At 60.2% G+C, this 12,301-nt stretch carries 13 protein-coding genes and 1 tRNA gene; 2 read left to right on the top strand and 12 right to left on the bottom strand.

Annotation, left to right across the window (positions count from 1 at the left end; all coding sequences use genetic code 11):
• Window positions 1-66 precede the first annotated feature (66 nt).
• Window positions 67-143 (top strand) — tRNA-Pro (locus JJE47_12855).
• Window positions 144-206: 63 nt separating this feature from the next.
• On the opposite strand, the gene JJE47_12850 is transcribed toward JJE47_12855, so the two are convergent.
• Together JJE47_12850 and der are read right to left on the bottom strand one after the other, a co-directional pair.
• Window positions 207-350, bottom strand: a complete 144-nt coding sequence (locus tag JJE47_12850) for a hypothetical protein (protein ID MBK5268314.1) — start codon at window positions 348-350, stop codon at window positions 207-209.
• Entirely contained in the window at window positions 340-1,656 is a 1,317-nt protein-coding gene (gene der / locus JJE47_12845; protein ID MBK5268313.1) for a ribosome biogenesis GTPase Der, read from the bottom strand. The genes JJE47_12850 and der overlap by 11 nt, the downstream gene beginning before the upstream one ends.
• Before the next feature lie 63 nt (window positions 1,657-1,719).
• Here der and ispH point away from each other — a divergent pair, with 63 nt between their 5' ends.
• Window positions 1,720-2,775, top strand: coding sequence for a 4-hydroxy-3-methylbut-2-enyl diphosphate reductase (ispH, locus tag JJE47_12840; GenBank protein ID MBK5268312.1), 1,056 nt, complete (start codon window positions 1,720-1,722; stop codon window positions 2,773-2,775).
• Here ispH and JJE47_12835 read toward each other — a convergent pair.
• From JJE47_12835 to JJE47_12790, 10 genes are all read right to left on the bottom strand, one after another.
• Complete coding sequence (locus tag JJE47_12835; GenBank protein MBK5268311.1) at window positions 2,765-3,418, bottom strand: (d)CMP kinase; 654 nt, start codon at window positions 3,416-3,418, stop codon at window positions 2,765-2,767. The genes ispH and JJE47_12835 overlap by 11 nt on opposite strands.
• Complete coding sequence (gene aroA, locus JJE47_12830; GenBank protein MBK5268310.1) at window positions 3,409-4,683, bottom strand: 3-phosphoshikimate 1-carboxyvinyltransferase; 1,275 nt, start codon at window positions 4,681-4,683, stop codon at window positions 3,409-3,411. The genes JJE47_12835 and aroA overlap by 10 nt, the downstream gene beginning before the upstream one ends.
• On the bottom strand, window positions 4,664-5,512 hold the full coding sequence (locus JJE47_12825) for an rRNA pseudouridine synthase (GenBank protein ID MBK5268309.1): 849 nt from the start codon (window positions 5,510-5,512) through the stop codon (window positions 4,664-4,666). Before JJE47_12825 ends, aroA begins: the two co-directional genes overlap by 20 nt.
• A gap of 426 nt (window positions 5,513-5,938) precedes the next feature.
• Complete coding sequence (locus JJE47_12820) at window positions 5,939-6,697, bottom strand: segregation/condensation protein A (protein MBK5268308.1); 759 nt, start codon at window positions 6,695-6,697, stop codon at window positions 5,939-5,941.
• A gap of 39 nt (window positions 6,698-6,736) precedes the next feature.
• The gene (locus JJE47_12815; GenBank protein ID MBK5268307.1) at window positions 6,737-7,213 is read right to left on the bottom strand and encodes a hypothetical protein; all 477 of its coding nucleotides are present in this window, start codon (window positions 7,211-7,213) and stop codon (window positions 6,737-6,739) included.
• Window positions 7,214-7,555, bottom strand: coding sequence for a TraR/DksA C4-type zinc finger protein (locus tag JJE47_12810; protein ID MBK5268306.1), 342 nt, complete (start codon window positions 7,553-7,555; stop codon window positions 7,214-7,216).
• 109 nt (window positions 7,556-7,664) lie between these two features.
• The gene (locus JJE47_12805) at window positions 7,665-8,534 is read right to left on the bottom strand and encodes a tyrosine recombinase XerC (protein MBK5268305.1); all 870 of its coding nucleotides are present in this window, start codon (window positions 8,532-8,534) and stop codon (window positions 7,665-7,667) included.
• On the bottom strand, window positions 8,524-9,060 hold the full coding sequence (locus tag JJE47_12800; protein MBK5268304.1) for an NUDIX hydrolase: 537 nt from the start codon (window positions 9,058-9,060) through the stop codon (window positions 8,524-8,526). Before JJE47_12800 ends, JJE47_12805 begins: the two co-directional genes overlap by 11 nt.
• Window positions 9,060-10,709 carry a CTP synthase gene (locus JJE47_12795; protein MBK5268303.1) on the bottom strand — a complete coding sequence of 550 codons (1,650 nt, stop codon included), beginning with the start codon at window positions 10,707-10,709 and terminating at the stop codon, window positions 9,060-9,062. Before JJE47_12795 ends, JJE47_12800 begins: the two co-directional genes overlap by 1 nt.
• Window positions 10,710-10,749: 40 nt before the next feature.
• Entirely contained in the window at window positions 10,750-12,288 is a 1,539-nt protein-coding gene (locus JJE47_12790; GenBank protein MBK5268302.1) for a long-chain-fatty-acid--CoA ligase, read from the bottom strand.
• Window positions 12,289-12,301 lie beyond the last annotated feature (13 nt).

Below are 12,301 nucleotides of genomic sequence, written 5' to 3'. Positions count from 1 at the left end.
CTGCAACCGAGGTCACCACGGTTCGTTCGGATCGGGGCCAGGTCCGCCCCGCTAGTCTGACGGAAACGGGCTGTGGCGCAGCTTGGTAGCGCGCTTGTCTGGGGGACAAGAGGTCGCGGGTTCAAATCCCGCCAGCCCGACCACACATCATGACTCGGTACCGCCCCAGGTCCGATCGAACACTGTCTCGCCCGATCGTCACCCGGCTAGACGCGGCTCGCCACCCAATCAATCAGCCAGCCGATCATCTGCACGACCCGCCATCCGACGTACACAACGGCCAGACCAACCATCAGCTTGAAGTGCCACGGCACCGGAGGGCGCGGCGGTTCCTCCGGCTCAGTGCTCACGACTCGCCCGTTTGCGGGCAATGACATGCACGGGCGTGCCAGAGAAGTCGATGGCTTCTCGCAATCGGTTCTCGACATACCGGAGGTAGTCGTCGCCCAACTCGCCGCCAGACACGAAGAGGATGAACGTGGGCGGTTGGACACCCGCCTGGACCGCGTACAACACTTTTGGACGCCGACCCTTTCGAACCGGGGCTGGGTGCGCCTGAGTCCATTCGGAAATGAGACGATTGAGCTTCCCGGTGGAGAGTCTCCGGTGACTGGACTCGAGAACCTGAACGATGGTCTTGGGTAGCCGATGCGTTCTGGCGCCGGTCTTGGCTGACATGCGAAGGACCGGCGCCCACGAACAGAATCCGAGTCGATCGGCAATTCCGTCCTCGGTAACGGCTCGCTCATCCGAATCGGCAATATCCCACTTGTTGGCAACAATGATCATGGCCGTGCCCGCCAGTCGGACTTCCTCGGCAATACGTTGATCTTGGGCTGTGACACCGTCCACCGCATCGATCACGAGAACCGCCACATCAGCTTCGACGACTACCCGCTTGGCGCGTTGGACTGAATAGAAGTCAGCGCTCTCCTTGATTTTCGGCTGGCGTTTCATTCCGGCCGTGTCGATGACCAGATATTCCTTGCCTTCCAATACGACCCGCACATCGATTGGATCACGCGTAGTCCCCGGAACCGGCGATACCAACACCCGCTGCTCCCCCACCAGATGATTGAGGAGTGTCGACTTACCGACGTTGGGCCGACCAATGATGGCCAGCCGAGGAACCTCGTCTTCAACAAACTCTTCCATGGTCGCCGGCAAATAGTCGACAAGGCGATCGAGTAGATCGCCGATCCCTCGGCCGTGGAGGGCGCTCACCGGCGAAGGCTCCCCCAGTCCCAGGCCCCACAGATCCGGCAGCAAGTCCTGCTGGTTCACTGAGTCAACCTTGTTGGCCGCCAGCACCACGTTACGGGCACCTCGCACCAACTTGGCGATGCCAAGATCATCGTCGGTCAGCGAGGTCGTGGCATCGACCACAAAAAGCACCACGTCGGCGACCGCGACAGCGGCCTCCGCCTGTGCGGAGATGTCGGCCGCCAGATGTTCGTTCTCGTCGACCTGCCATCCACCCGTGTCGATCAGGAGAAACTGCCTGCCCGCCCAGTCGGCCATGAACTCGCGCCGATCTCGCGTAACCCCTGGCTGCTCTTCGACAACCGCCTCGCGCTTGCCGATGACGCGGTTGACCAAGGTCGATTTGCCAATGTTTGGCCGACCGACGACGGCGATGATGGGGAGTCTGCGCATGACGGAACTCTAGGGCGCAATGAGGGCCGACTGGAATCGGGGTACGCCAGTCCGGCCTCTAACATGGCCGCTATGGTCCAGCGTGTACAACTTGCCGAACCGCGCGGTTTCTGCGCGGGTGTCGAAATGGCCATCAAGTCACTCACCTGGATGGTGCGGGTCTTCGAAGCGCCGGTCTATTGCTACCACGAGATCGTCCACAATCGATGGGTGGTTGACGCTTTTGAACGAGTCGGGGTGATTTTCGTCAACAGCATGGACGAGGTCCCTCCTGGCGCACCTGTCATGCTCTCGGCCCACGGATCGGCCCCCGAGGTGGTAGCCGCCGCCCAGGCTTCGGCCGGAGTTGTGGTTGACGCCGTCTGCCCGCTTGTGACCAAAGTGCACCACGAGGTGAAGACACTCACGGACAAGGGGTTCCAGATCCTCTATATCGGGCATGAGGGCCACGACGAGGCGGTCGGGACGATCGCCGAAGCGCCCGAGCACATCACGTTGATCGAACCCGAGCGAGGACTGGCATCATTCACCGCCAAAGACCCGACCAAGGTCGCCTTGCTGGCTCAAACCACACTCGGGCTGTTCGAGTGGCAGGACGTGCTCCAACAGTCGCAAGCCGAGTTCCCCGAACTTAAGACCGCTCGCAAATCTGATCTTTGTTATGCGACCACCAACCGGCAGGAAGCGGTCCAACAACTATCAACCTCGGCCGATCTTGTCCTGGTGGTTGGCAGCGACTCATCATCCAATACCAGGGCGCTGGTCCGGGTGGCCCACGAGGCGGGCATTCCGGCCTACCGCATTGACAACGCAGAGGGCATCGATCCTGAATGGTTGACCGGTATAGACATAGTCGGAGTGACTGCCGGAGCCTCCGCCCCCGATCACCTCGTGTCGGAGGTTATCGATCGCATCAACCCACGCAATGGGGTCGAGTTGATCCAGGTCACGAAGGAAGGCGAATACTTCCCGCTTCCACCCCAGCTACGAGGATTCCTTACGGCCCTGCAAGCGGTCGTCGAAGCAGGTTTCTCGGCGTCCGACCGGGGCGGCCGGGGATTGCTGGAAGATGACCGGTCGTGGACGGCGACCGAAGCCCTCGACCTCATCAGCGAGTAGCTGCCACCAATGTGAGTACCCGGGCGATAACTTCGTCTACCGACAAGTCACTGGTATCGACTTCAATGGCATCGGGCGCGTGCTGAAGCGGGGAAACCGCCCTGGTGGAATCGATCGTGTCACGCCTCGCCAGGTCTTGTTCGATGAGTTCCTGGTCGCCGGCTACCTCACCGGCGCGACGCCGGGCTCTTACCTCGGGACGGGCAGTAATGAACAGTTTCAACGCCGCGTCGGGAAACACGACGCTACCGATGTCACGCCCCTCGACGACCGCCGATCCGCCCCGCTCAGCCACCCAGTTCCGTTGAGCCTGCACCATCAGTCGCCGCACCTCGGGTACCGCGGACACCGCTGAGACTGCCAACGTCGTTTGCTCGCTACGAATAGCCTCGGAGACGTCTTCTTCGTTGAGCAGCATTCGCCCCCGGTCGTACCTCAGCTCAACAGCCCGGATGAGCGCGGCCACCGCCTCCTGATCTTCACAATCGATCCCGGCCCGAAGGACGGCCACCGTAGCCGCCCGGTAGAAGGCGCCAGTGTCAAGATGTGGCAGCTCCAATTCCATCGCAACGGACCGGGCGACCGTGGTTTTACCGCTGCCCCCCGGCCCATCGATGGCGACCACGTAACCGGTTAGCTCCATGTGGCGAACTCTTCCCAATAGCCCGGCCAGGTTTTTGAAACAACCTCCGGATCGCCAATCCGGACTCCCGGTACTCGAAGTCCAGCCAACGAAAAGGCCATTGCCATCCGATGGTCATCGTAGGTCTGTATTTCCGTCGGCAACATGATGGAGGGAGGATCGATGCTCAAAGAGTCCCTGGTCGCCACAACCCCCACTCCTAACTTGGCAAGTTCTGTCGAGACCGCCACCAACCTATCCGTCTCCTTCACGGCCCAGGACGAGAGTCCGGTCAGCCGTGATGGTCTATCGGCAAACGCCGCACAAACGGCAATGGCCATCGCTCCGTCCGGACACTGACCGAGATCCATGGTTATCCCGGTCAGCCGCCTGGGGGCTCGAACGAGGATCTCTGCCGAACCGACTTCAACGGCACAGCCCATGGCCGCCAGCGCCTCAAGAACGCCGAGGTCGGCCTGGCTCGAACCAGCCCCAATACCGGTCACGACAGCCTCTCCCCCGCTGATCGCCGCCGCGCACCATGCGTATACGGCTGCCGAGGCGTCAGCTTCGATCGCGTAGGCGAGCGGCCGATACCGGCCAGTCGGAATGACAACATGATCGACCGCCAGTTCCGGTTCAACCCCGAAGGCGGCCATGACTTCAGCCGTCGTTTGCAGATACGATGCGGAGATACTTTGACCGCCCAAAAACTCGATTCGGACCGGACCGGTGGCGAAGGGAGCCACCATCATGAGCGCCGACACTGGCTGGGAACTCGCCGAAGCATCCATCCTGACAACCCCACCCCGCAACCCGCCCCCGCCGACCACCACGGGCGCGCCCCCGGTTTGCGAATCGACGGAAACGTTCACGCCCAACTCTGCCATGGCATCGGTCAATGGTTTGATCGGTCGCTCACGAATGCGCTGACGTCCGTCGACCGTGGCCCCTCCCGGGACAAGTGAGGATGCGGCGACCAGAAATCGCAGGGCGGTTCCCGATAGGTTGACATCGAGCGGGGACACCGGTTGGTGGAACGGCCCACCCGAGATGACGAGATCGTCACCGTCGTCGGTGATCCGACTGCCCAGGGCCTCGAGGCAGGCGCCCATCGCCAGCGTGTCGTCGGATCGGAGCGGATTCTCAAGGCGCGATTCGCCATCGGCCAGGGCTGCGATGAGCAGGGCCCGATTGGTGAGGCTTTTCGAGCCAGGGGGTCGCACCCGAATCTTAAGCGGACCACGCGGCTCGATCAGTTTGAGATCAGTCTTGGGTGGCGTCATAGAGAGCCCGGACCTCATCGGTAGTCAACACTCGCCACTTGCCAGACCGTAACCCAGGATCGCGAATCGGACCGATCGCGACGCGAAACAACGAAACGACCGGATGGCCGACCGCCTCGGCCATCCGTCGAATCTCACGGTTGCGTCCCTCCGTCAAAACCAGTTCAAGCATCGTTTGATTTCCGGAGCGATCGATCACTTTGGCCGACTCTGCAGAAGCAACACCATCGTCGAGTTCGATGCCGTCTGTGAACTGGTTGACGACGGTTTTGGAGACACTGCCCTCGACAAGAACGTTGTAGACCTTGGCAACGTTGTAGCGGGGGTGGGTAAGCCTGGCTGTCAAGGTCCCGTCGTTCGTCAAGATCAGCAGACCCCCCGAGTCCTGATCGAGACGGCCAACCGGGTAAATGCGACCATCCGTGGGGATCAGATTGACGACCGTCTCCCTGCCTTGCGGATCGTCCGCGGTCGAAACCACACCAATCGGCTTGTTGAGCAGGTAGTACACGAACGAAGGGTCAACCGGGATCGTGGCACCGTCGACCACTACGGTCGCAGTCGATGGATCAACTCGCATCCCGAGGTGGGCCACTACCCCATCTACCGTCACCCGACGTTCCCCGATCAACATCTCGGCTCGACGCCTTGAAGCGACACCCGATCGGGCAATGACCTTTTGAAGCTTTTCGGTCTCAGGCACTGTCAGGGCGGAAGGTCTCTTCCAGTGTCTCGACGATTTCGCGGGGTGGGACGTGGTCGGCCAGCGGCGGCAGATCGGCCAGGCTTCGGAGCCCGAGCTTCTCCAAGAACAGCTCACTGGTGCCATAGGTCGCCGGATTACCTGGAAGAGGAAGACGGTCGATTTCGCGAACGAGACCTCTCCGTTCGAGCGTGCGCAGCGACGAATCCGAATCGACCCCCCGGATCTCGGCAACCTGGCCCCGCGATACCGGCTGGCGATAAGCCACAACCGCAAGTGTTTCAAGAGCGGCTCCGGAAAGCTTGGCGGCCGTTGGCGACGCGGCATAACGCTCCAGGTGGGCAAAAGCGTCGGGATGGGCGTACAACCGCCACCCGCCGCCAACCTCACGTAACGCAAGTCCGCGCCCGCCGGTATCAAGATCCGAAGCGAGATCGCCGAGCAATTCGACGATCCGCTCCTGAGTCTCTTCGGTCACCTCAGCCAACTCGCTCGCCGGGACCGGATTCTCTGCCACAAACAGGATGGCTTCCAATAGTGCTTTGGTTTCCACTAGCCACCCCATTCACTTGTCATAGGTGCAATGTTCCCTATGTGGGTTACCTGAATGTGGTCGAGCCAATCGGTCTGAGCAACCTGGACCATGCCCCAGCGGGCCAACTCCAACAGTGCAAGGAAATAGGCGACGACCTCAACTCTTCGCGAGCAATGCTCGACAAGATCTTCGAATGTCACCTCGGCAAGCAGCTCCATCCTGGCGCGAAGGTCGTACATGGCATCCTGAACCGACGGGAGGTCGAGCTCAAGATGATCGAGGTCAGGCTCGGGCGGCAAACGGTTGAACACCGTCTCGGCGATCGCAGCCAGTCCGAAACTGTCGACCGGAATCCTGAGCTCCGGTTGGGGCAGCTCGATCTCAGGCGGCAATCCCCCGACCCGTCCCACATACCGGTTGCCTTCCTGCAGCCGATATCGCAGTACTGCAGCTACGTCCTTGAATGTGACACATGCCAGCAGCCTGGCCAGCAGTCGATCGCGCTCTTCCATCAGAGCTAGCTCTTCATCAAGATCAACCGGCCCATCGTCAGGGAGAAGATGACGAGCCTTGAGCTGAACAAGGGTGGCGGCGATCAATAGAAATTCCGAAGCCACTTCGAGATCCATTCCCCGGATTTCGTCGAGATAGGACAAATACTCCGTGACAATGGACGACAGGCTTACCTGAGTGATATCGACCTGATGACGGGTGATGAGCTGGAGCAACAGGTCAAGCGGACCTTCGAATACCGCGGTCTTGACCTCATATGTCACGGGTGAGCCCTTTTCTGTTCCATTCAGCAATCTCCGAATTCAGTTCTCGCGGTCAGCCTCGTCGAGCATCTCCCACTCACCAACCGCCAACTCGGCCGGGCGCTGCCCATGGTGATGGGCGGTGTAAGCCACCACGCGGGCGTCCGCGTGCAAGGCCGCCAACTCATCGGCCCCGGTCGAACCATGGGCATTGTAGAGCGACATGGCTCCGGGCGGAACGATTCGCAACCAACTGAAAGCCGTGGCAACCGCTCGCCCCCATCGTCCCATGGAGGCGTGTCGCTTTCCGACATCGTGCAACATGCCGGCCTGAACCATCCAGGGTGCGGCCTCCCGATGTGCCAACCATTCGCCGGCATCGTATCCGTGTCGCTGGTCGGCGACCGGCTGCGCAAAGAAGAGTTCGGCAAGAGCCGGGTCGGGTAGCCGGATGGCCAACGAGTTTCGCTCGTTCTCAGTAAGAGGTTTAGCCGACCCGAACGCGAAAAAGCGGCGAGCCAGGTGGGATAGGTTCACTCAGCGTTTCGACTTGCAGGCCACACATAATGTTGACGATGGTCGGGCCTCAAGACGAGCGGGTGAAATCTCCTGCCCACAGGAAGAACACACGCCGTATGTGCCGGCGGAGATCGCCGCCAATGCGGAATCGACCTCTTCTACCTGGGTCGACAATGATTCCGCCAAACCCAACAGCTCAGTTCTCTCTGCCGTGATGGCACCAGCGTCTGCGAACCCCTCACCGAGATTCAAACCAGACTTCAATTCACCGGTTTCTGTCGCGCCGAGCTCGTCGAGTTGCCGGACGAGCTTGGCTCGCTCCTCGGCCAGAATGGCCCGCGTTGCGTCGTAATCAACCATGCATCACCCTGCATCCTACGAATGGTTCCACCAAGCCCCCCGGGGAGCCTTGCCATGAGCCTAGTCGCGAATCCGGCGTCGGTCCGGGTGTTTCATCCCGGTAAGTTGGCTAGCGGCTGCGCGGGTGGGCTTCGATGTAGATCTCCCGGAGATGCTGGGGAGACACCCTGGTATAGATCTGCGTAGTCGAAATGCTCACGTGACCGAGCATCTCTTGAATGCTGCGAAGATCCGCACCACCCTCAACCATGTGGGTGGCCGCGGAGTGGCGCAATGAATGCGGCGAAACGTGCCCCTCCAGGCCGGCTACTTCACCAGCGGTCCGAACGATGGTGAAGATGCTCTGGCGGGTCAGCCGTCCCCCCCGACGATTGACAAAGACCGCCGGCTGCTCAGGGCCCACCCAGCCGATCCGGTCATCAAGCCACTGGGTAAGAGCCTCGACAGCAAACGATCCTAAAGGGACCATCCGCTGCTTGTTGCCTTTACCCGTGATGAGCGCGGTCCGATCGATAAGGTCGAGGTTATGAGTGTCCAGTGCCACGGCCTCGCTCACCCGTGCTCCACATCCGTACATGAACTCGACGAGCGCCCGGTCGCGGGTACCCGTCGGACCGACCCTTGAAGCCGCTTCCAGCAGACGAACCATTTCATCGACATCGAGGGCTTTCGGCAACGAGTCCGGCTGTGGTGGCGTTTCGATGAGCACCGACGGGTCGTCTACTCGCAGGCCCTCGGCCACCAGGAATCGGTGCAGTCCCCTGACTGCCGCAATCTTCCTGGCGATGGTTGCGGTTGCCAACCCCAGGTCGGTTAGATCCTCAACGAACCTCTCAATGTCGCCAGGTTGCGGCTCCTCGCCGACGGCCACCCGATATTGGCCGAGGTCACGCCGATAGGCGACGACCGTGTTCGACGCCAGGCCGCGCTCGATAAGGAGAAACGACAGATAGTCCTCGATCGCCTTTTCAAGCACCATTACGTAACAGGTATCGGCTGATCGTGGCGATCGACTTGCCGTCGGTCAAGGTCCCCGAAGCCACCAGTTCACCCAGGCTGTCGATGGGAACCCGAATGATCTCGGAGTGTTCTTCCTCGGGACCATCGGGACGGACAGGTACGGGTTTGAGATCGCCAACCCAGAACAGGTCGATCCGTTCGTTGGTGATGCCAGGACTCGTGAACATGTGTCCGAGCGGTTCGATAATCCCCGGATCCATGCCTACCTCTTCCATGCACTCGCGGCGTACCGCACCCACGGCATCGATTTCGCCGGCATCGAGTTTCCCGGCCGGTACTTCCAACATCTCCATGTCGACCGGCCCCCGATACTGACGCACCAACAACACGTCGTCACCGTCGACGGGCAACAAGGCGACGGCACCCGGGTGGGTAAGCATGAACCGTTCGGCCCGGTGCCCATCGGGGCTTTCGATTTCCAAACGATCGAAAGAAAGAAATGCTCCGGTAACGAGAGACTGGCGATTTACGTGACGGAACGGCACTAAATCGTCTCGGTCACCACGCTCGTCGAAAGCTCGATATCCGGGAGGCGGCGGGAGCGTGCTTTGGCAGCGCGCACAAACCCCTCAAACAACGGATGCGGCTCGTCCGGCCGTGATTTGAATTCCGGATGGAATTGACTGGCGACAAAGAACGGGTGGCCGGGGAGCTCGATGATCTCAACCAACCGCCCATCCGGTGACACTCCCGACAGTCGAAGGCCGGCCGCTTCGAGCTGGGTGCGATACTTGTTGTTCACCTCATAGCGATGCCGATGGCGTTCGTAGATGACCTCGTCCTTGTACAACGATTCAACGAGCGAATCTTTGGCCAGTTTGGCGGCATACAGACCGAGGCGCATCGTTCCGCCTTTTTCGGAGACGTCTTGCTGGCTTTCCATCAGGTCGATGACCCGGTGTGGGGCCATCGGCTCAAACTCGGCTGAATGGGCATTGGCAAGACCGGCAACGTTGCGAGCAAATTCGATGACCGCACATTGAAGACCGAGACAAAGACCAAGGAACGGTATCCGTTGCTCCCTTGCGAATCTGATCGCTTCGATCTTGCCCTCAATCCCCCGTGGCCCGAACCCACCCGGTATGAGAATCCCATCAAGATTTTCCATGTGGCTGGCCGCATACAGGCCAGTCATATCCTCGGCCGGGATCCAGCGAAGGTCGAGCTTTACATCGTTGGCGAATCCTCCGTGGCGGAGGGCTTCGACGACCGACAAATAGGCGTCTGGCAGGTCGACGTACTTACCAACGAGACCGATCGTGACAACCTCGGTAGCCTGGCTTGCCCGGTCCACCATGTGGCGCCACCGCGTGAGGTCTGGTTCTGGGGCCTCGATGTGCAAACGGTCAAGGATGACTTTGTCGAGACCGTCGGCGTGCAAGGCCAGCGGCACTGCGTATATGTCCTTGGCATCAAGCGCGTTGATGACAGCTTCTAGCTCAACGTCACAGAACAAGCTGATCTTGCGACGAATCGCATCGTCAATCGGTCGATCTGAACGAACCACGATGACGTCGGGATGAATGCCCCGACTGCGCAGTTCGGCGACGGAATGCTGGGTTGGTTTGGACTTAAGTTCCTCTGAGGCCGGAATGTAGGGGACCAACGTGACGTGGATATAGGCAACGTTTCCGCGACCGACATCTTTGCCGAACTGTCGGATCGCTTCGAGGAACGGGAGTCCCTCGATGTCACCGACCGTACCCCCGACTTCGCAAATGACGACATCCACGTCATCGCTCTCGCCCATCCGCCTCACCCGCGTTTTGATCTCATTGGTGATGTGCGGGATCACCTGTACGGTCCCACCCAGGTAGTCGCCACGCCGTTCTTTTTGGATGACCGACAGGTAGATGGCGCCAGCCGAGACCGATGCGTCGCGTCGTAGATTAACCCCGGTGAATCGTTCATAATGACCGAGATCGAGGTCGGTTTCGCCGCCGTCATCGGTCACAAACACTTCGCCATGCTGAAACGGATTCATCGTTCCAGGATCGACGTTGATATACGGATCAAGCTTCTGGAGAACCACGTTGAGACCACGCTCTTTGAGCAGGCGTCCGAGGGAAGCTGCCGTGATTCCTTTACCTAAACTGGAGACAACGCCACCAGTAACAAAGATGTATTTCGTCACGGAAGATCAGCGTAGCATCAGAGTGGCCGAGACCAAATGATCAGTTGATTCTTCGTGCATGGTCGCCCCATTCCTGCTCGCGTAATACGTACTTTTGAATCTTTCCTGTCGACGTCTTCGGTAGCTGTTCGACAATTTCGACCGCGTCTGGTGCCTTGAACCGGGCGATCCGGGTTTTCACAAAGGCGATGATCTCTTCGGGATCCACGACGGCACCAGGTTTAGCGACGACGAATGCCTTGGGTCGCTCACCCCACTTCTCGTGAGGGATCGCCACGACCGCCGCCTCCAGGACTGCCGGATGTGCCATCACAGCTTGTTCAACCTCGATCGTCGAGATGTTTTCGCCTCCGGAGATGATGATGTCCTTCGAGCGGTCCCGCAGCTCGATGTAACCGTCCGGGTGCCAGACGGCCACATCCCCGGAGTGAAACCACCCGCCGCGAAATGCCTCAGCGGTAGCCTCAGGATCGTTGTAATAGCCCGCCATGACATTGTTACCGCGCATGACGACCTCTCCCATGGTCGTTCCATCCAGGGGAACGTCGTTCATGTCGTCGTCGACCACCCGTATCGGGTCGACCCCGATGAAGGAGACGCCCTGGCGGGCGAGGAGCGTCGCTCGATGGGTCGAGCCATCCCAGGCAGGTTGATATTCACAGATGGTGTGAGGACCGTACGTTTCGGTCAACCCGTAAACATGCACGATGGCGGCCCCCAGATCTTCGATCTGACTGATGATGGTCGGGCTGGGTGGAGCTCCGGCCGTCGTGATCGTCATGGAGCCTCCGAAGGGAACCGCCGCCGGATGGTTGACCAAAGAGATCAAGACGGTTGGGGCAGCGTTGAGATGGGAAACACCCTCGGCGTTGATGAGACGCCAGATCTCTTCTGGATCGACCGCTCGCAACCCGACGTGAGTACCACCGACGGCGGTCACCCCCCAGGTCGTACACCAACCGTTGCAATGAAACATCGGCAGGGTCCACAGATACACAGATTCGGGGCTATGACGGCTGTGAATGATCTCGGTCAATGCGTTGAGGTATGCCCCCCGATGGGTGTATTGGACTCCCTTCGGCCGGCCGGTGGTTCCCGAGGTGTAGTTGATTGAGATCGCCCGGCGTTCATCATCGACCCGCCAGGGAATCGGATCGTCGGACCCGGCGGCGAGAAAGTTCGCATAGTCGCTTTCTGGAGTCGGCTCGGCCGGAACCACGACCACTCGCTCCACTCCAACCGCCTCGTTCAAAATGGGTTCAACCACCGACCGTAGGGACTCATCGACTACGAGCAACCTGGCGCCGGAATGCTTGAGGATCTCGAGCACCTCAGGAGAACTGAGCCGGGTATTGATTGCCACAAGCACCGCCTTGGCCAATGGCACGGCAAAGTGCGCAATCAACATTTGCGCCGTATTCGGACTCAGATAGGCGATACGGTCACCGTCGACAACGCCGACGGACCGGAACGCATTGGCAAGCCGGGTGGTCTCCGATGCCAGCTGCCGATACGTCAAGCGTTCGCCTCCCTGGACGAAACCGACCTTGTCGCCAAACACCTCAGCGGTCCGTTCCATAAACAGGAGGGGC

It is taken from the genome of Acidimicrobiia bacterium (assembly GCA_016650365.1).
GTDB lineage: Bacteria > Actinomycetota > Acidimicrobiia > Spongiisociales > JAENVV01 > JAENVV01.
The sequence above is the reverse complement of the archived record's forward strand: the minus strand, read 5'-3'. Positions and strand labels throughout refer to the sequence as shown.

Coding starts and splice junctions, on each gene's coding strand:
- der (MBK5268313.1), bottom strand. CDS start 1,656: ATGCGCAGACTCCCCATCATCGCCGTCGTCGGTCGGCCAAACATTGGC.
- ispH (MBK5268312.1), top strand. CDS start 1,720: ATGGCCGCTATGGTCCAGCGTGTACAACTTGCCGAACCGCGCGGTTTC.
- JJE47_12835 (MBK5268311.1), bottom strand. CDS start 3,418: ATGGAGCTAACCGGTTACGTGGTCGCCATCGATGGGCCGGGGGGCAGC.
- aroA (MBK5268310.1), bottom strand. CDS start 4,683: ATGACGCCACCCAAGACTGATCTCAAACTGATCGAGCCGCGTGGTCCG.
- JJE47_12825 (MBK5268309.1), bottom strand. CDS start 5,512: ATGGCACCAGTGAGCTGTTCTTGGAGAAGCTCGGGCTCCGAAGCCTGG.
- JJE47_12810 (MBK5268306.1), bottom strand. CDS start 7,555: ATGGTTGATTACGACGCAACGCGGGCCATTCTGGCCGAGGAGCGAGCC.
- JJE47_12805 (MBK5268305.1), bottom strand. CDS start 8,534: ATGGTGCTTGAAAAGGCGATCGAGGACTATCTGTCGTTTCTCCTTATC.
- JJE47_12790 (MBK5268302.1), bottom strand. CDS start 12,288: ATGGAACGGACCGCTGAGGTGTTTGGCGACAAGGTCGGTTTCGTCCAG.